Here is a 25,309-nt window from a genome sequence, read left to right as displayed (position 1 = left end):
AAGAATTAATAAAAATTAATTAGCGTCGGTTTATCATGAAAAAAAATATTTTAACATTTACGTTGTTATTGTTTTGCGCATTTTTATTTGCGCAAAAGCCATACCATGGAGCTGAGGTTTATTCTAAGGGAAAGGTTTTATACGGAAAATTTGAAATGCGTATGAAAATGATTGAAGGAAGTGGAATGCTGTCTACCTTTTATACTATTGAACATTATCCAGGAGGATCAGATCCATATTGGGCTGAACTTGATATTGAAGTGCTTGGTAGAGACAACGCGCAAATAATGTCAACCAACCTATTCATTAATAACTCAAATGGTGATTTAATTCACAGTGAACAGCAAATACCTTTGGGCTATTCATTGGCAGATGATTTTCATATCTTTACTTTAGAATGGACTCCCAATTATGTCGCATGGTTTATCGATGGGGTCGAGCAAAGACGAAAAACAGGAGCTTTTGTAAATCATATGAACAGATCGCAAGGGTATCGGTTTAATGCATGGATTTCTAGCACCCCAGCTTGGGTAGGTACAATAGATGAAAATGCTATGCCTGCATATCAATACGTAGATTGGTTAGAGTATTCTAGCTATAACGGAACAACACAAGATTTTACCAAACAATGGCGTGACGATTTTGATACTTTTGATACCTCGCGTTGGTCAAAAGCTGAATGGACATTTTATGGTAACGAGGTAGATTTTGTAAAAGAAAACGCTTACATAGAAGATGGAAACTTAGTTTTAGCTATAACAAATCCAGATGCATCCTTAAGTGTTTCAGAGGTGTCAATCAATGATTCGTTTTTAGTAAAATACTTTTCGGATGGTAATGAGATGGTAATAAGTGCTCCTGAAATTGGTAATTATAAAATGCAGCTTTACGATTTAACCGGAAAGGTATTGTTGTCAAAGCAGTTTAATTCGCCTGATTTTTCATTCTCTTGTTTAAATATTAAAAGTGGTATATACATCGTTTCTATTACTAGTGAGTACGAAAAGTTTAGTAAGAAAATAGCTGTAGGGAACTAAAGAAACCAACGAAGTCTATTTTTTAGATTTTAATCTAAACTGTCGTATGAAGTAACTATTAAAAAAATAGCATAATCATTCCGACATCAAATGTGATACCTTTGGGTGTATAATTATTACTAAACTATAATTGAAAGCAATTACAAAATACTGGTTTTTAGAAGATTTTAATCTTTTTAAGAAACTCGGAATGTTCAATATAATGAAGATTGTCGAGATTCTAGAAATGGATAATATTGAAAAGGGAAAACCAATTAACCTTAATGATGAGCATAAAAATAGTGTGTTTTTTCTAAAAAAAGGAAGTGTAAAAATTGTAAATAAAACCAATAGTACGGTTAAGTACGTTTTACAACGTGGTAATATTTTTGGAGAACTTGCATTATATGATAAAAAAGCTGCAACTGAAGAAATAGCTTATGCTTTAGAAGACTGCGTAATCTGTTATATAGAAGCAGAGCAAATGGAAGCACTTATGGAAAAGCATAAGTCACTAAAAAATGGCGTGCTAAAAATTTACGGACTTCGAATTCAAAAACTAGAAAGAAGGCTTCACAATTTATTATATAAGGATAGTGTAACTAGAATTAAAGAGTTTATTGCAGATTATATAGAAGAATTTGGTGAGACTAACGAAGCAGGAAGATTAATAGCTAAAAATCTGCTTTCGCACAAAGAGATTGCAAATCTTACAAATACATCTAGACAAACAGTGAGTAATGTACTCAGTACTATGAGAAAAGAAGGGGTTTTAGACTATAATAAAGCGTTTATTTCAGTTCCTAAGTCCTTTTAATCAAGTTTTATTATCAAATAATTAGCTATCAATATTCATAGCCATTTCAGCTTGACTTTTGTTTTTTCTATTTAAAAAAAGAACGATAGGTTTAGCAAGTATAGTTGCATCGATTCATGTTAAATTTACTAAAAATGATTGCCTTTTATTAGAGAATACCATCGTTACATTTAATCTTTTATCAATACTGAAGCATTTATGTTAAAATAAATTATTTATAAAATACGGAGTGATACTGTAGGCTTAGTGCTAGTTTTAAAGTGTTAATATTTAGTATTTTACTTTGTTTTGAAAGCAATTTTAACATATCTCGACAAACTCTAAACTAACACATTAACTATTAAATGAAATTAACTAAAACTTTAGGGTATCTAGGTCTTGTTGCCTCTATTCTTGTCGGATTAGGCGAATACTTTTTACACTATTCACCTTCCATTTTAGAACATTCAGAAAACTATCAATTTTTTAAATTCGTATCATTAAATAATCTTACCGCAGGTCATTTCTTGGCCGTAATTGGGTTGCCTTTTTATTTTGCAGGATACATTCATATATACAGAATGTTAAAACCAGGAAACGAAACCTTAGCTAGACTAGTTTTAGCAATAGGGTTTATAGCTTTCGCTGTAGGCGGTGTTTGGATTGGCTCTCGTGCTTCCATTGGTAACATTGTTCATTTAAAAGAAGCCATGGATGCTAATACTTACCAAAATCTATTAGCGCATTATACAAACCACATGGAAGTATTAGTGCAAGCGCTGCGTGTTATTATAGCAACACTATCTGTTGTTTTTGCTGTCGCTATTTTAAAGGGAGGCACATATTACAAAAAATGGATGGCAATTTTCAACCCCATTGTTATACTTATTTTATTAGTGGTTTTAGGAAAACTAATACCTGCTTTAGGAAAGCACATGCTGCCTATTTTAATGAACGTCACTCATTTTATTCTTTTCGGATTATCATTATACCAATTTAACAAATACATTAAAAATCAAAAAAATGCTTAAAAAAATTCTAAAATTCACAGGAATAGTAATCCTTTTACTGGTTGTACTTATTCTTGGTTTTTTCTGGCGTGATTCAGTTTCAGATAAATACGACATCACAATAGAAGATAGTAAAATTCCTTTGTTTGAGGACGTTGTAATCGATTTTAAACATCAATATAATGGCGATAAATCGTTACCAATTGCACCTTCAGCTTTAATAGATATTGATAACGATAATATAGATGAAGTCTTTTTTGGAGGCGGTATGTTTCAAGAAGACGCCATTTTTGCTTATCGAGATAATAAGTTTGTAGATATTTCTTCCGAAGTTAATTTACAGAAAAAAGGAAACACTTTAACCACAGTTGGTGTTGTTTCGGCCGATTTTGATAACAACGGATTTACAGATATTATACTTGGTAGAGAAGATGGGTTAACAATCTATTATAATACCAATGGAAAATTTACCGCTAAAAAGATTGATACACCTATAAACGAAAAATCAACACCTGCGGGATTAACGGTTGGTGATATTGATAAAGATGGTGATTTAGATATTTTTATGGCAACCTACCTTAAAAAAGAGTTAATGGAAGGTCAAACCATTTTTGAAGATTATACTTATGGTTCTACAAGTGAATTACTTTTAAATACTGGAAACGAAAACTTTGTAAGTATCACTAAACAAGCTGGTTTAGACTATGTTCATAATACGTTTCAAGGTGTATTGGTCGATATTGATAACGATTCTTGGTTAGATTTAGTTGTGGTACATGATACCGGTGAAGCAAGAACGTATAGAAATAATGGAGACCTAACATACACTATGAAGCCAAACCCATTAACCAAAAAATTTGCCTACCCAATGGGTTTAGCAGTTGGAGATTATAATAATGATGGTTTGGTAGATTTTATGTTTTCTAATACAGGAAGTACGTTACCAAGAGCTTTAGCTAAAGGTGATGTAAAAGATGCATCTTTATTTAACGAAAAATGGATTCTGTTTAGAAATGATGGCGATTTTAAATTTACAGATACAGCTGCCGAAACTAAAATTGCAGACTATGAGTTTTCTTGGGGTTGCACCTTTGCAGATATGAATAACGACGGTTTACAAGATTTAATGGTAGCTGAAAATTATGTAGATTTTGCACCTAATAAACTATTTAAATTACCTAGTAGATTTTTAGTTCAAAAGGAAGATGGCACGTTTGCACCAACCGAAGAAAAAAGTGGTGTTGTTAATCCGTATTACGCTATAACTTCACTAGTAAGTGATTTTAATCAAGATGGGTATTTAGACATGATTTGGGTAAATATCGATTCACCATCTTTAGCCTACATCAATAAAGGCGGAACTAATAATTATCTACAAGTAGATTTGGGAGAATCTGTAAATGCACAAGGCGCAAAAGTAACAGTAACTACGCCAACAAAAACGTTAACCGATTGGTTGGTAAGTGGAGAAGGTTTAGCTAGTGATCAAACGGCATTACTTCAATTTGGGTTAGGTAAAGAGTCTACTGTTCTGAACGTAAAAGTCCTTTTGGCAGACAACAGGGAAATTAGTCTTGATAACCCAAAAATTAACTCGATTATAGATTTAAAATCACAGGTTAAAGTTCAAGTTGCTCAAGAAATAGATGTAGATACAGAAACAATCGAAGAAAATAAGTAAGAAATGAAGTTTATAAAACAATTATTAGGAAAAGGTAAACAAGAGACGATCAATGATTTATCTAAGGACTATTGTCCTAATTGTTGGGGGCATCAAGAGTACGATAACCTCATAAGAGAAAAGTATGAAGATGCACAGATAAGTGTTAATAACCATAGTGCTAATTATGCCTTTGTACAGAATTTCATGGTAACACATCTAAATGGCATAAAATTAAAGAGCACAGTTAAAGGAACAGAATGCCCTACATGTGTGGTTGTAAATAACAAATAATGCTAAAAAGAATTGCATATTATGCTATTCTTGGTATACTCATAATAGGCGTATATGGAGCTGGCGGATTAGTTGTGGAAGAATTTAAAACAGGTGAAGGCTGCCCAAAAATAATGGGCATCCCCATGTGTTTGGTTATTCTATTCTGTTTTCTTGTTCCGTTAATAGTACATCTTTTAAAAAAGAAGAATGTCTTGTACTTTTTATTTACAGGCTTAGCAGGTAGTATTGCTCTAATGGCTTCAGTTATGCAGTTTACGGGACATGCAGAATGTCCAGAAACAGCTTCTGGAACACCAATGTGTTATTATTCATTATTGCTTTTTAGTAGTTTAATCGCTTTAAAAATATATCATCTTAAATCAAAATTTAAAAAATGAAAAAACCAATTAAAATATTCAGAGTAAGTCAATTAGAAAATAAGCAACCGGAACACGCTCTCGTAAATGGGTTGGATTTAGTAATCGTGAAATTTGATGATGATATTTCTGTACTCTACGGAAGATGTTTACACAGAGGAGCACTAATGTCGGACGGTCATGTAGATGGTCATAATTTAATTTGTGGTGTTCACGGATGGGATTATCGTGTAGATTCTGGAGTTTCAGAATATAATAATAAAGAAGTACTTCATAAGTTTTCAACTAAAATAGAAGGTGATGATTTGTTTGTTGATGCATTTGAAATTGATGCTTATTTGGTAAATAGTCCGCAACCATTTAATCGTGATGCTTATTTAGGTGCTTATGCAGATACACATCCTGAAGAAACAGAACCATACACTGGTTATATAAAGGAACTGGCTACAAACGGATTAAAAAATATTGGGCATCATGGATTTTCTGCTTCTATGGGAGTCGATAGAGATACACTTCCTAAATGGAACGATATTCAGTTTTTACCAGCACAATTAGCATCAAGACCTTTATTAGATCATGAAGATGTTGCAACTAAGGTTGTTATTGGTCCAAACGCAAAAAAACCGCTAGAACTAGACATGCCACTTTTTGTAAGTGATATGAGTTTTGGAGCATTATCACGCGAAGCAAAAATAGCATTATCAAAAGGGGCACAATTAGCAGGGACAGGAATTTGTTCTGGTGAAGGTGGTATGCTGCCAGAAGAACAAGCCAGCAATTCTAAATATTTTTACGAATTAGCTTCGGCGCAGTTTGGATTCTCTTGGGATAAATTAGATAACGTACAAGCTTTTCATTTTAAAGGTGGGCAAGGTGCAAAAACAGGAACAGGTGGCCATTTACCAGGAAGTAAAGTAAGTAAAGAAATTGCAGAGGTTAGAGGCTTAAAAAAAGGAGAAACAGCTATTTCTCCAGCTGCTAACCCAAATTTTCACACAGTTGAAGATTTTAAAGTATTTGCAGATAAAGTAAGAGCACGTACTGGAGGAATTCCTATTGGGTTCAAAATTGCTGCAAGTCATATTGAAAAAGATATCCAGTTTGCGTTAGATGTTGGTGTAGATTATATTATTCTCGATGGTCGTGGTGGCGGAACAGGCTCTGCTCCAACCATTTTAAGAGATCATATTAATGTGCCAACCATTCCAGCATTAGCAAGAGCAAGAGCTTATATGGATAAGGTAGGAGCAACGGGTGTAACTTTAGTTATTACAGGAGGTTTACGTGTTGCCGAAGATTTTACAAAAGCTTTGATGCTTGGTGCGGATGCTATTGCGGTATCTAATTCTGCATTACAAGCTATTGGTTGTTTAGGTATGCGCGCTTGCGGATCTAATAACTGTCCGGTTGGAATTGCAACTCAAAAAGAATCGTTACGTAGTCGAATAATTATAGACTCTTCTGCTAAGCAATTACAAAATTACTTTGAAGCAACAAACGATTTAATTAGAGTTGTAGCACGTGCTTGCGGTTACGATGACGTTACAAAATTTAATCACGATGATTTGTCAACCTTTGATAGAGATATACATTATTTAACAGGAATTAACTACGCAGGTTTAAAATAATAAAAACATGAATACAATAGATTTATATGGTGCCGATTGGTGCCCAGATTGCCAACGCGCAAAAGCCTATTTAAAAGATAATAATGTTGATTTCAATTTTATTGATGTCGATTTAGATAAAGATGCAACGGCAAGAGTAGAGGGTATTAATAATGGTAAACGTATTATACCAACCATTCTTATTAATGAAAAACCATATACCAATCCAGACAATAGTGTTTTAGCAAACGTATTAGGGATTAATGAGCAAGGACGCGTTATTTTATATGGCGCGGATTGGTGTCCAGATTGTCAACGCGCAAAAGGATATTTACAGGACAATCATATTAATTTTCAATATATAGAAGTCGATAAATACGATTGGGCTGCCGAAAAAGTAGAAGAAATTAATAAAGGAAAACGTATTATTCCTACCTTATTTATTGGTGATAAAAGCTATACCAATCCAGATAATTCGATTCTGAAAGACGTTTTAAACATTGGTAAAGAATCAGAAAAAAAGGTGTACGATAGTGTTATTGTAGGTGCTGGTGCAGCAGGATTAACGGCTTCTATTTACATTCAACGCGATCGTTTTAGTTCTTTAATTCTTGAAAAAAAGAATATTGGAGGTAATGCCTATTTAACACAAAAAATCGAAAACTATCCTGGTTTTACGGAGATTTCTGGCCCAAAATTAATGCAACGTATGGCAGAACAAGCCAAGGTATACGGAGCAAGCATTGAAACTGGTGTTGAGGTAAAAAGCATTTCTAAAAACGGTAACTTATTTGATATAGATTCTAATATGGGCGCATACCAAAGTAAATCTGTGGTACTAGCTTTAGGGTCTACCTACCGAAAATTAGGAATTGCCAATGAAGAAGATTTAATAGGCGCAGGTATTCACTTCTGTGCAACCTGTGATGGTGCTTTTTATAGAGATAAAGAAGTGATTGTAATTGGTGGAGGAAATAGTGCTTTGGAAGAAGGTATCTTTTTAGCTGGCTTTTGTAAAAAAGTAACTATTGTAAATCGTGGTTCAGAATTTTCAGCTTCTGAAACTTATATTGAAAAACTACCATCTATGAAAAATATAGAAACTCACCTTAATAAAGAATCATTAGGATTTACTAAGGATGAAAATGGCAATTTTAAAGGTTTGGAAGTTAAAGATAAAACAACAGGAGAAACTGAAGAATTAACTGCAGATGGTGCTTTTATTTTTATCGGATTAATTCCAAACACAACGAGTGTAAAAGGTGTTATTGATTTGAATAAAAATGGATTTATTACTACAACAGCTTTAGGAGAAACTAATGTGTCTGGTGTTTTTGCTGCTGGAGATTGTCGCGAAGGTGCAATTGCACAAGTAGCTGCTGCTACAGGCGAAGGTGTATTGGCAAGTTATGGTGTTCGAAATCACTTAAAATAGAGATATGGAAAACTGGCATTTACCAATTACAATTGTTCCTGGCTTAGGTTTACTTATTCTTTCTACTTCAAACTTAATGGTAACATTGAGTAATGAAATAAGCGGAATGATCGAAAATTCTAATAAAAAATCAATTACTGCAAGTAAATTAAAACAGTTAAGGTTACTAAATATGGCGATGGTTTTTTTCTATGTTGCAGTAGCACTTTTATTAATTTCTGCCGTTATAAATGGTTTATATGAAGTAGGAAAAACGTCTTTATATACAAGCGTTTTGGCAATTGTTTTTGCACTCATTGGTCTTATTTCGTTGATTCTTTATTCTTTTAGAGCGGTAACCATTCGTCAAAATCAATTTAAAAGCAAACTAGAGTAAACAAGGGCTTTTAGAAATAATTACTAATGGAACCTTAAAAAATGAATATAATTTTAAAATAGATAAAATGAAACAAAATTTAAAAGACGGAATTGCAGCACAAGGATATGATGTGGTATCATTTTTTAACGGAAACCCAAAAAAAGGAAACGAGACTCACACTTCAACTTTCAATGACGCTAAGTATTTTTTTATTTCATTAGAAAATAAGAAAAAATTCGAATCCTCACCAGCACAATACACTCCAGAATACGGAGGGTTTTGCGCTATAGCGATGTCTGAAGATAAGCAATTAGATCCTAATCCTAAAAGTTGGGAAGTGCGTGATGGTAAATTATACTTTTTTACTCGAATACTTTTCGGAATTATCGATGCTAAAAGGCAATGGGTTAAAAAGCCAGAAGAATTAAGAGCTTTAGCAGATGCTGCTTGGGCTAAAATGAATGTTTAATGGCTTTTTTAAAGCCTATATATGTTATGTTAAGTGAATTTAGTTCCGCTTGTATAGTCGTTTTAATATATACCCTTAATCCTCATTTTTCACAAATTTATATATGAGCAATAAACTAAAAGAAAAAGCAGAAGATAAGTATTTAATGGATGAATTAAGTCTTGATAAAGACGGCTTAAAGCAGTTAAAAAAGAAATTAGCTAAAGTAGCGCCAAGGTCTGAACGCGGTGTAGAAACATTATTTAGGTTATTGTCTAAAAACCAATATACCTTGAATACAATGATAGATACAAAATCAAATATTTTAATATCTATAAATACTTTAATTTTGTCGTTAATATTAGGGACTGTTATGAGTCAATTAGGAAAAGATCCTCATCTTATTTATCCAGTAGTAATGATTTTATTTACTAATCTAGCTTCTATAACCTTTGCTATTTTTGCTACACGCCCAGAATTGGTTCATGGTAAAAGAGAGACAAATAATTTAATGTTTTATGGTAACTTCCATGATATGGAAGAGGATCAATATGTAGATAAACTTACTAACTTAATGAATGAAGGCGATGAGCTTTATAAAACCATTGCAAAAGATACTTATCACTTAGGTAAAACGATTGATCGTAAATTTAAGCTCCTTCGTAAATCTTTTAATATTTTTTTAATAGGCATTATTCTATCAGTCATTGCATTTATTGGCTGTCACGCATTTTTTGGAGGGCTTATTTAATGTTTTATGAAAGATTATTAAAGTATACTGAGAAGCATTGAAAGAAATAATGATGTTTTTGAACAAAATTGACACCTATACAGCACCTCTAAAAAAATAAAACCCTTATAACTAGCTAGTTATAAGGGTTTTTGTGGAGTCGGAGAGAATCGAACTCTCGTCCAAACAAGTAACCAAAGGGCCTTCTACACGTTTATTCTTTTCTTGGGTTTTCGACTAAAAGCTGGTTAAAGACAACCCACTTTTAACTTATCTTCTTTAGTTTCGTAAAAGCATCAAAGCGCTACTTAAACTATATTGACATTTACGATATCTCAAAATGGAACGCCGTCAATCAAGGCTTTCCGGAGACATAAAGCTTGTACACCTTGTGTACCTAGGCTAATCTTACTATAATTCAGATTATGCAGCTAAAGCGTAGTTATTCTCGCCGTTTAAAAGTTGGTCTAGCCTTTAACGTGTATCAATGCCATTACACGACGTGCTTACCGTTTCGTTAATCTCGCTGTCAAAACCAGTCGACCCCGTTCTTAATAAAATAGTAATTTGGGCGTTACCCATAAAGGGGCGGGCTTTCACTACTCGCTCCTCCTAAGGTCGGGAGCTCAAACAAACCGTTCAATCCCTAACGCACAGTCTGCAAAGTTAATTAAAACTTTCAAACTACTAGGTAATCCGTTAATATAAATCAAAAATTATACCAATATAAATACGTGTTAGCCTTGCAACAATAAAAATATTTAGAACAATTACTCAAAAATCTCAATAAATTTCCGAAATTACACCTAAACAACAAGCCATGAAATTTGCTATAATAAAAGAACGCAAAAACCCGCCCGATCGTCGAGTGGTATTTTCACCATCAAAATTAGTAGAAGCGCAAAAACAATTTCCGCAGGCCACTTTTAAAGTAGAAAGTTCCGATATTCGTGTCTTTCCCGATTCAGAATACATAAAGGCCGGTTTTGAGGTTTCACAAGATGTATCAGACTGCGATGTGATGTTAGGCGTAAAAGAAGTACCTATCGATGCATTAATTCCGAATAAAAAATATTTTTTCTTTTCACATACTATAAAAAAACAACCCTACAACCGTAAACTTCTAAAAGCTATTTTAGACAAAAACATAGAACTTTACGATCATGAAACGATTGTAAACAGCAAAGGTTTTCGATTAATTGGTTTCGGTCGATATGCTGGAATAGTTGGTGCTTACAATGGGTTTAGGGCATGGGGATTAAAGTTTAATAGTTGGGAGTTACCTAAAGCAGGCCCATTACCAAACCAACAAGCCTTAATCAACGAGCTTAATAAATTAGACTTACCAAACATAAAAATATTACTTACAGGTAGTGGTAAAGTTGCAAATGGAGCCCAAGAAATGCTGGATGCCATGTCTATTAAAAGTGTATCGGTTACCGATTACTTAAATAGCGCTTTTCACGAACCTGTATACTGTAAAATAGATGTGCTAGATTACAATAAACGTAAAGATGGAAAGGAAATCGATAATCAAGATTTTTTCGATAACCCACAAGATTATGAATCTAATTTTATGCGCTTTGCTAAAGTAACCGATTATTATATTGCAGGCCATTTCTTTGGAGATGGGGCGCCATATTTATACACTCGAACCGATGTTAAGTCTCCAGGTTTTAATATAAGAGTAGTTGCCGATATTAGTTGCGATGTCGATGGGCCTGTAGCTACAACTTTAAAAGCATCAACTATTGCAGATCCTATTTATGGATACGATCCGCAAACCGAAAAAGAAGTTGATTATAAAAACGACAAAGCTATAACCATTATGGCTGTCGATAATTTACCGTGCGAACTTCCGCAAGATGCTAGCGAAGGTTTTGGAGATATGTTTTTAAAGCACGTTATTCCGGCATTTTTTAATAATGATACCGATGGTGTTTTAAAACGAGCAAAAATGACGGGAAATGCTAAATTAACCCAAAATTTCGCCTATTTACAGGGATATGTTGACGGAAACTAATAAGTTTGTAATAATTCCAAAATACCTACATTATTAAAACAGCATTAGTAACAGGAGCAGCCTCAGGATTGGGTTATGAGTTAACTTTATTATTAGCAAAAGACGCATATAAGTTAATACTTGTTGATATTGACTCAGCTAAATTAGCCCAAGTGCAAACTGAAGTAGAAACTCAGTTTAACGTCGAGGTTACAGCATTAATTAAGGATTTAAGTTTACCCAATGTCTCTCAAGATATTATTAACGATATTGGTGATGTACCAATAGATATTTTAATAAATAACGCCGGTTTTGGTCTGTTTGGTACCTTTGCGGAAACCAATTGGGAACGCGAATCGGCTATGTTACATGTACACATAGTTACTACAACGCATTTAACAAAATTGGTGCTCGATGGCATGGTTAAACGTGGTTCGGGTAAAATATTAAACATGTCTTCTTTAGCAGCTTTTCAGCCGGGGCCGCTTATGTCTATTTACTATGCTTCAAAAAGCTATATGTTATCCTTTTCCGAAGCTATAGCGAACGAGTTAAAAGGTACAGGTGTTACGGTGACTGCATTTTGTCCAGGGCCAACAAAAACAGCATTTCAAGAAACGGTTTCCGAAGATACTTGCGACAATAAAATTACATTTAATATGGCTTGTGCAAAAGATGTTGCGCTTTACGGTTATAAAGCCATGCTAAAAGGTAAAAGCTATGCTATTCCTGGGCGTTTTAATAAAGTTTTAGCAGTAATACCTCGGTTTATTACACGTAATGCGGCCACAACTATAGTTAGAAAACTTCAAGCTAAAAATAGAAGTAATTAGTTACTTTTAGTTTCCATACTTATATTTTTAAATATCCAATAGCCTACCGAGCAAAAGGCACCAAATACAAAGGTGAACAGCCAAGCTTCTTTGTTAGAAAAAGGTTGAATTAGAATATTTATGATATCAATAAATAAAGATTTAGGGTTGCTTAGTATTTCCCAAGAATTATACCGCAAAAAACGTCCTAAGTACACACCAAATGCGCATATAAAAAATAGGGATGCCATTATGAAATTAGTTTTTGTGTTATTCAAGTACTTTAACAACAGGTTTTTCATGTCGCTAATAGAAAAATAAAACAACATCATACCGTTAAAAGCAAAGGCCGAAATTAACAAAATGTCTAGCCAAAAAATATGAGGGTGATTATACCTTAAATGCCACATATCTGTTAATATATATGGCGCGTTTGGTAGAAAAAGCAGCCACAAGCCAAATATTAAAAACAAAGTGATTTTATTAAGCTTGGGGATACTTACTAAATAAATTGTAATAGCATATGGAATGCCTGCTAAAAATAGATTCCAAACTAAAAAAAGATAGTTGGATGAGTTAGCGAGCTTCATCCTAATCATGAGTAAAATTAGAGTGGAGCTTATCGAAACGCTTAATAGTGCTAAAGATTTATAGCGATAAGATATTAAGTTGTTAACGTAATTCATAAAATTTAAAGTTTAAATGTTCTATTATTAAAACAGTAATAATACCAAGGGTATAAGCCACTAAATCACCTATTTGAAACGTGCTACCTAATATGATGTTTAGTATTTTATACTGGTCTAGATGAAAGTAATGTAGTATGTTTAAAAGTTGCAAGTATTCAATAAAAAACGCAAATATCAAAACAAACATGCCGAGTTTTAAAGGTCTAATTTCAAGAAAGCTCCTGAAAAAGCAATAGAGTAAAATCACCGAAAGAAAGTCGCCAACGGTATAGCGTATAAAGCCAGTTTTTAAGTATACGGCAATTAGTATTTCTACAATAAGCAATGCTATGGTTAAAACCATAAACGTTCTGTTTTTATTTAATTTCAATGTATTATAGCCTTATGTGTTCAACGGAAATAATGAGGTATAAGTATAAAATAGCTATGGGGATATTTATTAAAATAATTCCGCATGTTTTTAAGTTTTCGTATCTGCTTGTTTCATTAATAATAAGCATTACAAAATTTAAAATTAGCAATATTAAGTTTATTACAATAGCAACCAAAATGAATTTAAATCCTACCATTTCGGGTATAAAAGTCCTGCCAAAATAGAGGTAAAATGAAAATAAAATGGTGCCAATTATAAAACTTAAAACAGCTACTATTCGTCCTATGTTTGAAATATTATACCTCATTTCTGTATTATATTATAGATTTATAAAGTTTCTTTTTTTAAGGTGGATATTTAAAAGCGTTACTCTTAAAAAAGAGCAACGCTTTATGAGATTATCCGTTATTCCAATCTATCTTTCTTGATACGTACATTACAATGGTTAGTATTAAGAATAAACCAATACTACCAACTAAAAGGGCATAGTTTTCTAACTGAATAATAATATAAATAAAGGCGTATAATGCAGATAGCGATAGACCAATAAATACTGGGAACTTCAATGTTTTTAATATTGATTTTGAATATAGCGTTATTAATAAAATTACAGAACTACCAGCTATTAAGTAAGCTTTTAGAAAATTACTATGTTCGGAAATAGATACTAGCAGCGTGTAAAACATTATGAGAGCCAACCCAATCATTAAATACTGAAAAGGGTGGATGTTTATTTTACTAAGAGTTTGAATAAGGAAAAATATTAAAAATGTGAGTCCTATTACTAGGAAGCCATATTTGGCAGAACGTTCACTTTTTTGGTACTCATCGACCATAACCATAAATTTAGTGCCGAATGCAAATTTGTTTAGATTAGGTATTTTATTTAAATGCTGCTGAGAGAATGCACGATTGATATGTAATACCTTCCAATCTGCATTAAAGTCTGTTTTAGTTATTTTTTTTGTTTCATCATTTGGTAAATAATTACCAATAAAACTTGGGTCGGCCCAATTAGAAGCCATATGCATTGTAGTGGTTTTACCAATAGGAATAAGTTCTATCTGTTTGCTACCATTAAAGGACATAGATAAGCTAAATTGTGCATTGTTCTTGCTTGAAAGATCTGCAGCATTTATAAAGCCTGATTCTAAAACATCTAGATAATCGTTGTTTTTTGATGCGTTGTCGTTGAAATTAGTCTGAAAAGTATAGGTATTTTTGTTTAGTTTTAAAAGCATTTCACTCTTAATACCTTTTAAGTTAGAGGTTTTTAGAAGGATGGTAGCTTTGTCCCATAAAATGTCTTCCGTTTTAATACCTTTTGAGTTTAAGTCTGTAGGTATATAATGTCCCGAAAAGTTCATGGTGGTTGTAAATACAGCCGACTCAAAGTTACCTCTCTTTAAAGTCTTAGAATCTACATTTACATCGGCGTTTAAAGTCTCCGGAAAGATATAAGCGTGTTTTACATGGGTTTCTATTTCTTTAAAAAATGTTTTTGTTTTTTCATTGTAGGTTTTTGTTTCGGTGTATGTTTTGTACGGGATTTTTAAAAACGGACCGTAAACAAGTACGTTTTCTCCCCATTTTTCGTTAATCTCGTTTACAACATCGCTTTGTCTATAGGCGCGCTCTGTAATTAGGCTATTAATAAATGATAAGGGTATGAGTAAAATAATAACTAAAAAGCCCACCATGAGCATTCGTGCTGCGATTGATGTTTTTAGCCAATTTCCAAATTTGTTCTGTTGAGGTTTGTTCGTGTTTTCCATAATTGTAATTATTTAAAGTACTTTGAAATTCAAAGTAAAAGATTAAAAAAAAGATTTTGTAATTTTTGTTATACTAAAGGTTAACTTTTATTTATTAGTTTTTCGAGCGCATTAATATGTTTTTTAAACTCGGCACGACCTAAATCTGTGGTGGAGTATCGAGTGTTTGGCTTGCGACCAATAAACTGTTTTTCAACTTTTATGTATTCAACCTTTTCTAGCGCTTTTGCGTGGCTGGCAATATTACCATCGGTAGCTCCTAAAAGTTCTTTTAGCATATTAAAATCGGCGTACTCGTTCACCATTAAAATAGACATAATGCCTAATCGAATGCGATGATCGAATGCTTTATTAATATTAGTTATTATACTCATAAATCTAAATTCGCTTACTTTTCGATTTTATTATTTCGTTATCATTAATCGTTTTAATTTTCGAAAAAAGTGAGGCTATTGCATAAGCAATGGCTCCAATAATTATTGAAAAAGGAATTAGTATAACGGCGCCTTGTTTTGTGCTTTTGCGCTTAGCACCTTGGTTTACAATCTCTTTAGAGTTTTGATTAATTTCGCTGTTGTCTATAATCCCATTTTTATTGGTGTCGTAAAACGCAACAGCTTCTGTATATTTTTCGTTGGAATAATATAAATAGCTTAGGCCAAGTCCATAAACAATTACGGTTGTAATTATTGCAATGATAATTGCTTTGTTCATTTTACATCGTATTTAAAGTGCATGATACTACCATAGATTATGTGCATAACACCAAAACCAAGAACCCAAAGCCAAAAGCCGTATCCAGGTAATAGTGTGGCAATTAAGCCTAAAACAATCTCTATGTAGCCTAAATACCGAATGTCTCCAATGCTATACTTAGATGCGTTTACTAAAGCTAGACCATAAAAAATAAGCATTAAACCACCAGTTTGCCCGTACTTTCCATGACTTAAAATAATTAAAATGTACAATCCGCCTGCAATTAAAGGAATTAAAAAATTAATAACTAATCGTTTGGATGTGGCATCCCACATTTTTGCTCCCATTTTTTTTGCTTTTTTGGCAGATAGTATATATCCTGTAGCAGCACTGAATATAGCTACTAAAGCTAAAATAAACACAACAGATCTAAATATTTGACCATCTAGAATTAGCGTACCGTAACTGTATTGATTAACAAGCCAATAAGCGACAGCTGCACCTAAAAGGGCATAAGTTCCTGCTAAAATTCCAGATAAGCCACTTAAAGAAATAAATCGGGAAGACTTATTCATTAAATCCTTGATGTCTGAAATGTCTTTTAAATAATCTTTTGATTCCATGTAAAAGTACTTTGAAATGCAAAGTAAATAAATAATTTTGAATTATTGGTTACTTATTTTTATTAAATTTGAAAATAAACGCCTTAATGTGAATCCGATTGATATTTACTTTTTAAACCAGAAAGAACCTTATCAGGCAATTATGTTGTTTGTGCGAAGCGTAATTTTGAATACGTTACCAGAGGTAGAAGAGCGTTACAGTTATAATATTCCGTTTTACAATTGTCATAAAAAGCCAATGATTTATTTAAATATCCTTAAAGGGAAAAATTATGTTGATGTGGCTTTTGTGCAAGGTGTTTTGCTAGAAAAAGAGTTTCCTGTTTTAAAGAATGATAACAACAGAAAGCAAGTTCGATCTATAAAGTTAAAAACCTTAGAAGATTTGGATTATGACGTTTTTGTGGCGTTATTACATGCTGCCTCAAAACTTTTAAGTACAAGCAAAAGGGCTTGGTTTATTGATAAGTAATTTGTGTGGTGTTGCAAATAAATTTGGCGGGTATATGCGGGAGCGATAGTAGCGGCATCCTTTTTGTAAAAAATAAAATGCCATAAACATTAGTTTTACCTTGGAGTTTACGGCATGCAAATCGGTTTTTGTTTCTACAAATGTTTTATAAAAAGATATAGCGGATAGCGCGGTTTTTATTTTTCTTAAAAACCCGCCCAAATATTTTAAATTCTAAAAATTCCACCAAAAGAAACAATGCGTTGCAAGTAAGTGAAATGCTGCGATGCACGATCGACAGGGTTTTGCGTGGTGCGAATATCTGGCATGTTGATGTAACCGCCTTTTAAGTCGAGTTGTATAAAGAAATGCTTGAAAAAAGTAAAATTAATTCCTGCTCGGGCCGAAAAGCCATAGCCTGCTAAATGGAACTCATCGTTGGTTTCTTTTAATAATAATGTACTGTTTGTTTTTGGTAATAGAAATCCTCCGCCAATACCTTCGGTTAAATTAATTTGAAATTTATCTGTGTTTGGAAGGTTGAAAAGAGACGAAATATCATCGTGTCTAGCAATTTCTGTATAAATATAGTTTAATCCGTCGGTGTGCTCAAAACCTAAAAAATCTTTTGGTAAATACGTTGGTTCGTTATTGTATATGCCATTAAATTGATAGCCTTCGCCTTCTATGGGTGAGTCTACACTTCCTTTAGCCGGCAAATCGATATAGCCGTTAAGCACTCTTGTTTTTTCACGTTCCATAACGTATTTCATGTGGTCTAAGCCTAGTGAAATAGAATATTTATCTGAAATGAAATACCCCATTTTAAAATTGGTTTGAGGTATGGTCATTCTAGTTGGGTTTATGTAATCTAGGTGCCAACCTTTTGGTTTGTCGCGTGCTGTAGCGTCTTTTATAGTGAAGTTGTAATTCTCGCCTTCGAAATGAATATCCGATTTACTGAACGAATCTCTATTGCCTCCCCAACTTACGAAGAATTTACCTTTGTTAGATGCTGTATATTTTAGAATTTCGGTATCTTGGGCAAAGGCGCTGAAATTAATAATACCTATAAAAAGTACTACTATGTGTAGGTTTGATTTCATTATTACTTTGTTTATCCCTTATTAAAGTGATTGTATTGTTTTTCTAATTTTAACTAGATTGCTTAGTAAGTTTTCTAAGTTTTCTAAGTGGAGCATATTGGCACCGTCACTTTTAGCATTTGCAGGATCGAAATGGGTTTCTATAAATAAACCATCTACATTGTTTACAATACCTGCACGGGCAATAGTTTCTATCATATCTGGGCGTCCGCCTGTAACACCAGCGGTTTGGTTTGGTTGTTGTAGAGAATGTGTTACATCGAGAACTACGGGTGCGTATTGTTTCATGGTTGGGATACCGCGGAAATCTACAATCATGTCTTGGTAGCCAAACATGGTGCCTCGGTCGGTAATCCAAGCTTTATCACTGCCTGCATCTTTTACTTTTTGCACAGCGTGTTTCATGGCCTCCGGACTCATAAATTGTCCTTTTTTTAAGTTGACTACTTTTCCTGTTTTTGCAGCGGCCACAACTAAGTCGGTTTGGCGCACTAAAAATGCTGGTATTTGTAAAATATCTACATATTGAGCGGCTAGTGCGGCATCGGATATTTCATGAATATCGGTTACTGTAGGAACATCGAAGGCTTCGGAAACTTTTGCTAAAATTTCTAGAGCTTTTTCATCACCAATACCTGTAAAACTATCAATTCTGCTTCGATTTGCTTTTTTGAAACTACCCTTAAAAACATAAGGAATTTCTAATTTATTAGTAATTGTTACTACTTTTTCGGCAATACGCATAGCCATATCTTCCCCTTCTATGGCGCAAGGGCCACAAAGAAGAAAGAAATTATTGGATTGTGTATGCTTTATTTTGGGAATATCTTGAAGTATCATCGACTTGAAATTTAGGCGACAAAGATAATCAAATTAAAAACGACTTCTCAGGCTGTTTTTCATAATCCACATGGCCATAATAAAGTTTGTAACTACAAACAAGCCAGCAGTAAGCATTACGCTGTTTGAATTAAATGCTAAATCACTGAAATCGATAATTTTAGACAAATAGCCAATAATTAAATAGGATGATAAGCAAACAAAGGTGATGCCTAAAGCGAAATTTAATTTTTTATTAGGCTTTATTATTTGCCATAAAAAGGGAATTCCGAATAATAAAATAGGGTATGCCGTTAGGCCTTCTGTACGGTTAATGGCAGTAAACCAATATGCCGCAATGGCAATAAAATAAAGGTAAGGTATGCTTTTGGTAAATTTATTAATTATGTTCATGGCACTATGTTTTTAATGATTGTTATGAGAGAGAATTTCTTATAAAAATAACGAAAACAAGCATTTAAAATTATATTTGATTTTAATTATAACAAATTTTTAACTATATAAGAAAATATCATGTACCTTTGCAGGCTTAAAATAAGGCACACATTATGGCTAATATTAAAAATGTCGCAATTATTGCGCACGTAGATCACGGGAAAACAACTTTAGTGGACAAGATTATGTACCACTGCCAATTGTTTCGTGAAAATGAAAACACTGGAGATTTAATTCTAGATAATAACGATTTAGAAAGAGAACGTGGTATTACCATTACTTCTAAAAACGTTTCTGTTGTATATAAAGATACAAAAATTAATATTATTGATACACCAGGTCACGCCGATTTCGGAGGTGAAGTAGAACGTGTTTTAAACATGGCAGATGGTGTTGTATTATTAGTAGATGCTTTTGAAGGGCCTATGCCACAAACGCGTTTTGTATTACAAAAAGCAATCGATTTAGGTTTAAAACCATGTGTGGTGGTAAATAAAGTTGATAAAGAAAACTGTACTCCAGAAGAAGTACATGAAAAAGTATTTGACTTAATGTTTGAACTTGGTGCAGAAGAGTGGCAGTTGGATTTTCCAACCGTTTACGGATCGGCTAAGAACAACTGGATGAGTGATGATTGGCAAAAACCAACAACGAATATCGAGCCATTATTGGATATGATTGTTGAGCATGTACCAACGCCTGTTTTTCCAGAAGGAACAACCCAAATGTTAATTACATCTTTAGATTTCTCTTCATTTACTGGTCGTATTGCGATTGGTAGAGTTCAAAGAGGAAACATTGTAGAGGGACAACAAATCGCTTTAGTAAAAAGAGATGGAACTGTTACAAAAAGTAGAATTAAAGAAGTATTTATTTTTGAAGGTCTTGGCCGTAAAAAAGTAGAAAGTGTTCAAACCGGTGATATTTGTGCCATTGTTGGTGTGGAAGGTTTTGAAATTGGAGATACTATTTCTGATGTAGAAAATCCTGAAGGTTTAAAATCTATCGCAATTGATGAGCCTACCATGAGTATGTTGTTTACAATTAACGATTCTCCTTTCTTCGGAAAAGATGGAAAGTATGTAACGTCTCGTCATATCAAAGATCGTTTAGAAAAAGAATTAGAAAAAAACTTAGCACTAAAACTTGGTGAAACGGGTAGTGCAGATAAATTCATGGTTTTTGGTCGTGGTGTATTACACTTATCGGTTTTAATTGAAACTATGCGTCGTGAAGGTTACGAGCTTCAAATTGGACAACCACAAGTAATTATTAAAGAAATTGATGGTGTTAAATGTGAGCCAATTGAAGAGTTAACTATTGACCTTCCAGAAACTGTTTCTGGTAGAGCTGTAGAGTTTGTAACTTTACGTAAAGGTGAAATGCTAAGCATGGAAGCTAAAGGAGACCGTATGGTTTGTGAATTCTTAATTCCTTCTCGTGGTATTATTGGTTTACGTAACCAGTTATTAACTGCAACTGCTGGTGAGGCTATTATGGCACACCGTTTTAAAGAATACCAACCATTAAAAGGTGCTATTCCTGGACGTATTTCTGGATCTCTAGTTTCTATGGAAAATGGAACAGCAATTCCTTATTCAATTGATAAATTACAAGATCGTGGTAAGTTTTTCGTAGAGCCAGGTGAGAATATATATGAAGGCCAAGTAATTGGTGAAAATTCTCGTCAGGATGATATGAATATTAATATTACTAAAGCTAAAAAGCAAAGTAATGTACGTTCTTCTGGAGCAGATGATAAAGCGAAAATTGTACCAGCAATTAAATTCTCTTTAGAAGAAGCTTTAGAATATATTCAAAAAGATGAGTATGTTGAAGTTACTCCAAACCACTTACGTTTACGTAAAATTTGGTTAAGTGAAACAGACCGTAAGAGAAACAAATCTATATAACATAAATGGAATTCTTAGGAATTTCAATTACAGATTGGGTAGGGTATGCTGCTATGGCTACCGTTTTAATATCCTTTTTAATGACATCTGTAAATAAATTACGAATAGTAAACTCCGCAGGGTGTTTACTATTTGTGTTTTATGGTATTATGTTATCTCCATTATCTAAACCCATTGTTATTACAAATGTTGCTATCTTTTGTGTAAATCTTTTTTACTTGTTAAAGTCTAAAAAATAATATAACATTAGTACTTAGTGAATTAACATGGTGAATTAAATGATTTTGTATATTTGAAGTGTTTTGCAAGAAAAGCTATAATAAATAAGGATTAATTAAGTTCTATATAATCTCAGCATTACCACTTCAAAATATAACAGCACAAAACTCATATTAATTGAAGAAATTAATAGATTATATAAAAGAACATGTTTTAGTAAAATTGATGACGTTGAAAACGGCATTGGTATTTGTTAAAATTTTTGCTGGTGTTTTAACCTCAAAAGCTATTGCTATAATTATTGGTCCTGTTGGTTTCGCTCTAATTGGTAATTTAGAGAATTTTGTAAGCGCTTTTCATAATATTTCTGTTTTTGGAGCATACAACACCGTTGTAAAATATGTAGCGCAATTTAAGGAAGATGCCAAATTACTTAGTAAAACACTCTCTACGGTGTTTTATGTTGGTTTTATTTCTAGTATTACAGTCTCCATGCTCTGTTATTTAAATGCAGAGACTATCAATAATTTTATATTTCCCGAGTATAATAATTACGCTTACATTATTCAAATATTTGCTATAGCATTACCTTTTTATGCTATTAATATGTATTCATTTTCTATAATGAATGGGTTTGGTAAGTATAAGGCTATGTGTCAAATAAACATAGTGGGGCAACTTTTAAGCGTTTCTATTGCGCTAGTTTTAATTTACCAAAGTAAAATTGATGGTGCATTAATATCCGTAGTAATTTCAGAGTCTTTAATATTTCTAATTACTCTTGTTGGCATTTTTAATAGGCGCAGTTTAGCAAACCTCCTTCAGGTAAAAAATATAAGTTTTGATATTTTTAAAAAAATGTGGCCAATTTCTATTATGGCGTTATTTTCTGCTGTAATTATGCCGCTTGTAGCTATTTGTATCCGATCTTATATTATTGACGATTTAGGGTATAAAGAAGCAGGTTTATGGGAAGCCATGAATCGAGTATCTAGATATTATTTAATGTTAGTAATGTCCGTAATAGGGATGTCTATTTTGCCTCGTTTGTCTAAAATTACTAACATTAAGAAATTTCGAAAAGAAATTTCTGCATATTACAAAATATTAATTCCTATTTTAGTTGCAGGTTTCTTGCTAATTTACGCACTAAAAGCACCAATAATAAGTCTTATTTTTACTAATGAGTTTGAGCCAGTAGAAAATTTATTTTTGTGGCAGCTACTAGGCGATTTTGTTAAAATTCTTGCCGTGATTATTGCATATCAATTTCTAGCGAAAAAAATGTTTTGGCATTATATTTTAACACAACTGTTTCTTGTTGTTATACTATACATTACAAGTGTTTATTTTATTGATGTGTTTGGCGGAGTAAAAGGTGCAGTATTTGCACATTTTGTTAGTTATCTTATGTATTTTGGCATTGTTATTCTCTTGTTATGGAGCTCTTTATTTGGTATAGATTCTAATGAGATTTCTTTAGGAAAAAATCACAATAAATAACAATTAATGTAAATTTTGGATATATTTTTTAATGAACGATATTAATATTGTTAGATATAAAGTCTCTAATTATGGGGAATGGAATCAATTTGTGGCAAAAGCAAAGAATGCTACTTTTTTATTCCACAGAGATTTTATGGATTACCATAAAGACAGATTTCACGATTTTTCTTTACTCGTTTATAAAAAGAATAAACTTATAGCTGTATTACCAGCTAATGTTTTAAATGAGGATCTTTATTCCCATCAAGGGTTAACTTATGGAGGACTTGTCTTAAAAGAACAAATAAAATTTGATGCTGTACTTCGTGTTTTTATGGAGCTACTAAAATATCTAAGTATCGCCGGCTTTAAAAGTTTAGTTTTAAAACAAATGCCTGTGATATATACACGTGTTTTTACTGCAGAAATAGATTATTTAATGTTTATTTTGAAAGCGGACTTATTTAGAAAAGATACGTTGTCTGTTATTGATTTAGCTACTAATAGAGTAAACATTTCGAGTAACAGATTAGAAGGATGCAGAAGAGCTATTAAGCATAATTTAGTCGTGAAAGAGGAGGGCGATTTCGAGTTGTTCTGGGACTCAATTCTTATTAAAAACTTAAAGGAGAAGCACAATGCTAAACCTGTGCATAGTTTGGAAGAGATAACATTATTAAAAAAGTGTTTCCCAAATAATATTAGGCAATTTAATGTGTATGATAATGATGAAATTGTTGCAGGAACAACAGTTTTTGAAACTGAGTTTGTAGCACACTCTCAATATATATCTGGAAATGAAAATAATAATGCAAAAGGAAGTTTAGATTTTTTACATCATTATTTAATTAAGGAAATATTTAAAGATAAAATGTATTTTGATTTTGGAACATCTAATGAAAATAATGGTTTAAATATTAATAAAGGATTACAATTTTGGAAAGAGGGTTTTGGTTCTAGAACCGTCACGCAAGATTTTTATAAAATAAACGTTAATAATTATCATTTACTTAATAACGTGTTTATATGATTAAGTTTTTAGATTTAAAACTATTAAATAAGAATTTTGAAAAAGAATTTAAAGAGCGGTTCGATTCGTTTTTAAATTCGGGACAATATATTTTAGGTGAAGAGGTTGTAAAGTTTGAACATGAATTTGCTACTTATTGCGGTGTAAAGTATTGCATAGGAGTGAGTTCGGGACTTGATGCACTTCAACTCATTTTTGAAGCCTATAAAGTACTAGGTGTATTAAATGATGGTGATGAGGTAATTGTCCCGGCCAATACTTATATAGCAACCATTTTAGCAATTACAAATACAAGATTAGTACCTGTTTTGGTAGAACCTAGTATCGATAGCTATAATATAGATACAAGTAAAATAGAAGCTGCTATAACAGAAAAAACAAGAGCTATTTTGGGCGTACATTTATATGGGCAATTGTATCATGTAGAACAGCTAGAGGCGCTTTGTCGTAAAAATAATTTATTATTAATTGAAGATGCAGCCCAAGCCCATGGCGCAAAAAATAAAGATGGAAGAAAGGCTGGAAACCTTTCTGAAGCTGCAGCTTTTAGTTTTTATCCAACGAAAAATCTAGGTGCTTTAGGAGATGCTGGAGCGGTAACGACTAATAATTATGAATTAGCAGAAACAATATTTAAGCTCCGAAACTATGGTAGGAGCACAACATATAAAAATGATATTAGAGGTTTTAATTGCCGGTTAGATGAGTTGCAAGCTGCGTTTTTAAGTATTAAATTAAAGTATTTAGATCTTGATAATTTAAAACGAATGGAGTTGGCTTATTTGTATTCTACTGGTATCCATAACGCTAAAGTTAGCTTGCCTTCTTTTTCAGATTTAAAGGATCATGTTTTTCATCAATTTGTAATTCGTGTTGAAGAAAGAGATCGGTTAAAAGCTTACTTACATCAAAATGGGATAGAATCTTTTATTCATTATCCAATACCAACTCATAAACAAACGGCTTATAAAGAGCTTAATGATTTTAAATTTCCTATTACAGAAAAAATACATAATGAGGTTTTAAGTTTACCTATAAACCCAAGTTTAACGGTTGGAGATATTCAGAAAGTAATAGAAGTTATAAACACGTATTAATTTATATTTTCGCTACACTAAATTGCAAAACACATATTTAATTACTTGTG

Annotated in this window: 28 protein-coding genes and 1 other RNA gene; 19 read left to right on the top strand and 10 right to left on the bottom strand. The window is 32.7% G+C overall.

What is annotated here, in order from left to right; genetic code table 11:
• Window positions 1-35: 35 nt before the first annotated feature.
• The 11 genes from ACJJV4_RS08010 to ACJJV4_RS07960 all read left to right on the top strand — a co-directional run bounded on the left by ACJJV4_RS08010 (window position 36) and on the right by ACJJV4_RS07960 (window position 9,734).
• Complete coding sequence (locus ACJJV4_RS08010; RefSeq protein WP_405293204.1) at window positions 36-1,037, top strand: family 16 glycosylhydrolase; 1,002 nt, start codon at window positions 36-38, stop codon at window positions 1,035-1,037.
• Window positions 1,038-1,167: 130 nt separating this feature from the next.
• Window positions 1,168-1,833, top strand: coding sequence for a Crp/Fnr family transcriptional regulator (locus tag ACJJV4_RS08005; protein WP_405293202.1), 666 nt, complete (start codon window positions 1,168-1,170; stop codon window positions 1,831-1,833).
• 344 nt (window positions 1,834-2,177) lie between these two features.
• Window positions 2,178-2,843 (top strand): DUF6796 family protein, encoded by a 666-nt coding sequence (locus ACJJV4_RS08000; protein WP_405293200.1) that lies wholly within the window; start codon window positions 2,178-2,180, stop codon window positions 2,841-2,843.
• Window positions 2,836-4,503 carry a CRTAC1 family protein gene (locus tag ACJJV4_RS07995; protein WP_405293198.1) on the top strand — a complete coding sequence of 556 codons (1,668 nt, stop codon included), beginning with the start codon at window positions 2,836-2,838 and terminating at the stop codon, window positions 4,501-4,503. The genes ACJJV4_RS08000 and ACJJV4_RS07995 overlap by 8 nt, the downstream gene beginning before the upstream one ends.
• A 3-nt stretch (window positions 4,504-4,506) precedes the next feature.
• Entirely contained in the window at window positions 4,507-4,776 is a 270-nt protein-coding gene (locus ACJJV4_RS07990; protein ID WP_405293196.1) for a hypothetical protein, read from the top strand.
• Window positions 4,776-5,156: a hypothetical protein gene (locus ACJJV4_RS07985; protein ID WP_405293194.1), complete on the top strand. Its 381-nt coding sequence runs from the start codon at window positions 4,776-4,778 to the stop codon at window positions 5,154-5,156. Before ACJJV4_RS07990 ends, ACJJV4_RS07985 begins: the two co-directional genes overlap by 1 nt.
• Window positions 5,153-6,763 (top strand): glutamate synthase-related protein, encoded by a 1,611-nt coding sequence (locus tag ACJJV4_RS07980; RefSeq protein ID WP_405293192.1) that lies wholly within the window; start codon window positions 5,153-5,155, stop codon window positions 6,761-6,763. The genes ACJJV4_RS07985 and ACJJV4_RS07980 overlap by 4 nt, the downstream gene beginning before the upstream one ends.
• Before the next feature lie 7 nt (window positions 6,764-6,770).
• Complete coding sequence (locus ACJJV4_RS07975; protein ID WP_405293189.1) at window positions 6,771-8,177, top strand: FAD-dependent oxidoreductase; 1,407 nt, start codon at window positions 6,771-6,773, stop codon at window positions 8,175-8,177.
• 4 nt (window positions 8,178-8,181) lie between these two features.
• Entirely contained in the window at window positions 8,182-8,553 is a 372-nt protein-coding gene (locus tag ACJJV4_RS07970; protein WP_405293187.1) for a hypothetical protein, read from the top strand.
• 67 nt (window positions 8,554-8,620) lie between these two features.
• A complete protein-coding gene (locus ACJJV4_RS07965; protein WP_405293184.1) occupies window positions 8,621-9,004 on the top strand; it encodes a YHS domain-containing (seleno)protein in 384 nt (127 codons plus the stop codon).
• Window positions 9,005-9,107: 103 nt separating this feature from the next.
• On the top strand, window positions 9,108-9,734 hold the full coding sequence (locus tag ACJJV4_RS07960; RefSeq protein WP_405293181.1) for a Pycsar system effector family protein: 627 nt from the start codon (window positions 9,108-9,110) through the stop codon (window positions 9,732-9,734).
• A gap of 131 nt (window positions 9,735-9,865) precedes the next feature.
• Here ACJJV4_RS07960 and ssrA read toward each other — a convergent pair.
• Window positions 9,866-10,260: a transfer-messenger RNA gene (gene ssrA, locus ACJJV4_RS07955) on the bottom strand.
• 273 nt (window positions 10,261-10,533) lie between these two features.
• Here ssrA and ACJJV4_RS07950 point away from each other — a divergent pair.
• Together ACJJV4_RS07950 and ACJJV4_RS07945 are read left to right on the top strand one after the other, a co-directional pair.
• On the top strand, window positions 10,534-11,736 hold the full coding sequence (locus ACJJV4_RS07950; protein ID WP_405293179.1) for an NAD(P)-dependent oxidoreductase: 1,203 nt from the start codon (window positions 10,534-10,536) through the stop codon (window positions 11,734-11,736).
• A gap of 29 nt (window positions 11,737-11,765) precedes the next feature.
• Complete coding sequence (locus ACJJV4_RS07945) at window positions 11,766-12,548, top strand: SDR family NAD(P)-dependent oxidoreductase (RefSeq protein ID WP_405293260.1); 783 nt, start codon at window positions 11,766-11,768, stop codon at window positions 12,546-12,548.
• On the opposite strand, the gene ACJJV4_RS07940 is transcribed toward ACJJV4_RS07945, so the two are convergent.
• The 6 genes from ACJJV4_RS07940 to ACJJV4_RS07915 form a co-directional block, all read right to left on the bottom strand.
• Window positions 12,545-13,213 carry a DUF1361 domain-containing protein gene (locus ACJJV4_RS07940; RefSeq protein ID WP_405293176.1) on the bottom strand — a complete coding sequence of 223 codons (669 nt, stop codon included), beginning with the start codon at window positions 13,211-13,213 and terminating at the stop codon, window positions 12,545-12,547. The two genes, ACJJV4_RS07945 and ACJJV4_RS07940, sit on opposite strands and share 4 nt — an antisense overlap.
• Window positions 13,200-13,559: a DUF2809 domain-containing protein gene (locus ACJJV4_RS07935; RefSeq protein WP_405293173.1), complete on the bottom strand. Its 360-nt coding sequence runs from the start codon at window positions 13,557-13,559 to the stop codon at window positions 13,200-13,202. The genes ACJJV4_RS07940 and ACJJV4_RS07935 overlap by 14 nt, the downstream gene beginning before the upstream one ends.
• Window positions 13,560-13,987: 428 nt before the next feature.
• The gene (gene creD / locus ACJJV4_RS07930; RefSeq protein WP_405293170.1) at window positions 13,988-15,364 is read right to left on the bottom strand and encodes a cell envelope integrity protein CreD; all 1,377 of its coding nucleotides are present in this window, start codon (window positions 15,362-15,364) and stop codon (window positions 13,988-13,990) included.
• Between the two features lie 80 nt (window positions 15,365-15,444).
• The gene (locus tag ACJJV4_RS07925; protein ID WP_405293167.1) at window positions 15,445-15,738 is read right to left on the bottom strand and encodes a winged helix-turn-helix domain-containing protein; all 294 of its coding nucleotides are present in this window, start codon (window positions 15,736-15,738) and stop codon (window positions 15,445-15,447) included.
• 4 nt (window positions 15,739-15,742) lie between these two features.
• Window positions 15,743-16,078, bottom strand: coding sequence for a hypothetical protein (locus ACJJV4_RS07920; protein WP_405293165.1), 336 nt, complete (start codon window positions 16,076-16,078; stop codon window positions 15,743-15,745).
• On the bottom strand, window positions 16,075-16,683 hold the full coding sequence (locus ACJJV4_RS07915) for a hypothetical protein (protein WP_405293163.1): 609 nt from the start codon (window positions 16,681-16,683) through the stop codon (window positions 16,075-16,077). Before ACJJV4_RS07915 ends, ACJJV4_RS07920 begins: the two co-directional genes overlap by 4 nt.
• A gap of 88 nt (window positions 16,684-16,771) precedes the next feature.
• Between ACJJV4_RS07915 and ACJJV4_RS07910 the strand changes: the two genes are divergently transcribed.
• On the top strand, window positions 16,772-17,155 hold the full coding sequence (locus ACJJV4_RS07910; RefSeq protein WP_405293161.1) for a DUF1801 domain-containing protein: 384 nt from the start codon (window positions 16,772-16,774) through the stop codon (window positions 17,153-17,155).
• Window positions 17,156-17,361: 206 nt separating this feature from the next.
• Here ACJJV4_RS07910 and ACJJV4_RS07905 read toward each other — a convergent pair whose 3' ends face one another.
• Genes ACJJV4_RS07905 through ACJJV4_RS07895 form a run of 3 tightly spaced genes read right to left on the bottom strand, consistent with a single transcriptional unit; the run spans window position 17,362 to window position 19,473 of the window.
• A complete protein-coding gene (locus tag ACJJV4_RS07905; RefSeq protein WP_405293159.1) occupies window positions 17,362-18,240 on the bottom strand; it encodes a hypothetical protein in 879 nt (292 codons plus the stop codon).
• Between the two features lie 21 nt (window positions 18,241-18,261).
• A complete protein-coding gene (kdsA, locus tag ACJJV4_RS07900; RefSeq protein WP_405293157.1) occupies window positions 18,262-19,080 on the bottom strand; it encodes a 3-deoxy-8-phosphooctulonate synthase in 819 nt (272 codons plus the stop codon).
• A gap of 33 nt (window positions 19,081-19,113) precedes the next feature.
• A complete protein-coding gene (locus ACJJV4_RS07895; protein ID WP_405293155.1) occupies window positions 19,114-19,473 on the bottom strand; it encodes a hypothetical protein in 360 nt (119 codons plus the stop codon).
• Window positions 19,474-19,628: 155 nt separating this feature from the next.
• On the opposite strand from ACJJV4_RS07895, the gene typA reads away from it, so the two are divergent.
• The 5 genes from typA to ACJJV4_RS07870 all read left to right on the top strand — a co-directional run bounded on the left by typA (window position 19,629) and on the right by ACJJV4_RS07870 (window position 25,259).
• Window positions 19,629-21,428, top strand: coding sequence for a translational GTPase TypA (typA, locus tag ACJJV4_RS07890; RefSeq protein WP_405293153.1), 1,800 nt, complete (start codon window positions 19,629-19,631; stop codon window positions 21,426-21,428).
• Between the two features lie 5 nt (window positions 21,429-21,433).
• Window positions 21,434-21,667: a uroporphyrinogen decarboxylase gene (locus tag ACJJV4_RS07885; protein WP_405293152.1), complete on the top strand. Its 234-nt coding sequence runs from the start codon at window positions 21,434-21,436 to the stop codon at window positions 21,665-21,667.
• A gap of 157 nt (window positions 21,668-21,824) precedes the next feature.
• Window positions 21,825-23,150 carry an O-antigen translocase gene (locus tag ACJJV4_RS07880; RefSeq protein ID WP_405293150.1) on the top strand — a complete coding sequence of 442 codons (1,326 nt, stop codon included), beginning with the start codon at window positions 21,825-21,827 and terminating at the stop codon, window positions 23,148-23,150.
• Between the two features lie 31 nt (window positions 23,151-23,181).
• Window positions 23,182-24,162: a GNAT family N-acetyltransferase gene (locus ACJJV4_RS07875; protein ID WP_405293148.1), complete on the top strand. Its 981-nt coding sequence runs from the start codon at window positions 23,182-23,184 to the stop codon at window positions 24,160-24,162.
• Window positions 24,159-25,259 carry a DegT/DnrJ/EryC1/StrS family aminotransferase gene (locus ACJJV4_RS07870; RefSeq protein WP_405293146.1) on the top strand — a complete coding sequence of 367 codons (1,101 nt, stop codon included), beginning with the start codon at window positions 24,159-24,161 and terminating at the stop codon, window positions 25,257-25,259. The genes ACJJV4_RS07875 and ACJJV4_RS07870 overlap by 4 nt, the downstream gene beginning before the upstream one ends.
• Window positions 25,260-25,309 lie beyond the last annotated feature (50 nt).

This window comes from Algibacter sp. Ld11, assembly GCF_045066735.1.
In the GTDB taxonomy this organism is placed as follows: Bacteria; Bacteroidota; Bacteroidia; order Flavobacteriales; family Flavobacteriaceae; genus Algibacter.
The sequence above is the reverse complement of the archived record's forward strand: the minus strand, read 5'-3'. Positions and strand labels throughout refer to the sequence as shown.

Coding starts and splice junctions, on each gene's coding strand:
- ACJJV4_RS07965 (WP_405293184.1), top strand. CDS start 8,621: ATGAAACAAAATTTAAAAGACGGAATTGCAGCACAAGGATATGATGTG.
- ACJJV4_RS07985 (WP_405293194.1), top strand. CDS start 4,776: ATGCTAAAAAGAATTGCATATTATGCTATTCTTGGTATACTCATAATA.
- ACJJV4_RS08010 (WP_405293204.1), top strand. CDS start 36: ATGAAAAAAAATATTTTAACATTTACGTTGTTATTGTTTTGCGCATTT.
- ACJJV4_RS08000 (WP_405293200.1), top strand. CDS start 2,178: ATGAAATTAACTAAAACTTTAGGGTATCTAGGTCTTGTTGCCTCTATT.
- ACJJV4_RS07915 (WP_405293163.1), bottom strand. CDS start 16,683: ATGGAATCAAAAGATTATTTAAAAGACATTTCAGACATCAAGGATTTA.
- typA (WP_405293153.1), top strand. CDS start 19,629: ATGGCTAATATTAAAAATGTCGCAATTATTGCGCACGTAGATCACGGG.
- ACJJV4_RS07870 (WP_405293146.1), top strand. CDS start 24,159: ATGATTAAGTTTTTAGATTTAAAACTATTAAATAAGAATTTTGAAAAA.
- ACJJV4_RS07975 (WP_405293189.1), top strand. CDS start 6,771: ATGAATACAATAGATTTATATGGTGCCGATTGGTGCCCAGATTGCCAA.
- ACJJV4_RS07950 (WP_405293179.1), top strand. CDS start 10,534: ATGAAATTTGCTATAATAAAAGAACGCAAAAACCCGCCCGATCGTCGA.
- ACJJV4_RS07980 (WP_405293192.1), top strand. CDS start 5,153: ATGAAAAAACCAATTAAAATATTCAGAGTAAGTCAATTAGAAAATAAG.
- kdsA (WP_405293157.1), bottom strand. CDS start 19,080: ATGATACTTCAAGATATTCCCAAAATAAAGCATACACAATCCAATAAT.
- creD (WP_405293170.1), bottom strand. CDS start 15,364: ATGGAAAACACGAACAAACCTCAACAGAACAAATTTGGAAATTGGCTA.
- ACJJV4_RS07995 (WP_405293198.1), top strand. CDS start 2,836: ATGCTTAAAAAAATTCTAAAATTCACAGGAATAGTAATCCTTTTACTG.
- ACJJV4_RS07885 (WP_405293152.1), top strand. CDS start 21,434: ATGGAATTCTTAGGAATTTCAATTACAGATTGGGTAGGGTATGCTGCT.
- ACJJV4_RS07920 (WP_405293165.1), bottom strand. CDS start 16,078: ATGAACAAAGCAATTATCATTGCAATAATTACAACCGTAATTGTTTAT.
- ACJJV4_RS07990 (WP_405293196.1), top strand. CDS start 4,507: ATGAAGTTTATAAAACAATTATTAGGAAAAGGTAAACAAGAGACGATC.
- ACJJV4_RS07895 (WP_405293155.1), bottom strand. CDS start 19,473: ATGAACATAATTAATAAATTTACCAAAAGCATACCTTACCTTTATTTT.
- ACJJV4_RS07905 (WP_405293159.1), bottom strand. CDS start 18,240: ATGAAATCAAACCTACACATAGTAGTACTTTTTATAGGTATTATTAAT.
- ACJJV4_RS07960 (WP_405293181.1), top strand. CDS start 9,108: ATGAGCAATAAACTAAAAGAAAAAGCAGAAGATAAGTATTTAATGGAT.
- ACJJV4_RS07875 (WP_405293148.1), top strand. CDS start 23,182: ATGAACGATATTAATATTGTTAGATATAAAGTCTCTAATTATGGGGAA.
- ACJJV4_RS07925 (WP_405293167.1), bottom strand. CDS start 15,738: ATGAGTATAATAACTAATATTAATAAAGCATTCGATCATCGCATTCGA.
- ACJJV4_RS07935 (WP_405293173.1), bottom strand. CDS start 13,559: ATGGTTTTAACCATAGCATTGCTTATTGTAGAAATACTAATTGCCGTA.
- ACJJV4_RS07970 (WP_405293187.1), top strand. CDS start 8,182: ATGGAAAACTGGCATTTACCAATTACAATTGTTCCTGGCTTAGGTTTA.
- ACJJV4_RS07940 (WP_405293176.1), bottom strand. CDS start 13,213: ATGAATTACGTTAACAACTTAATATCTTATCGCTATAAATCTTTAGCA.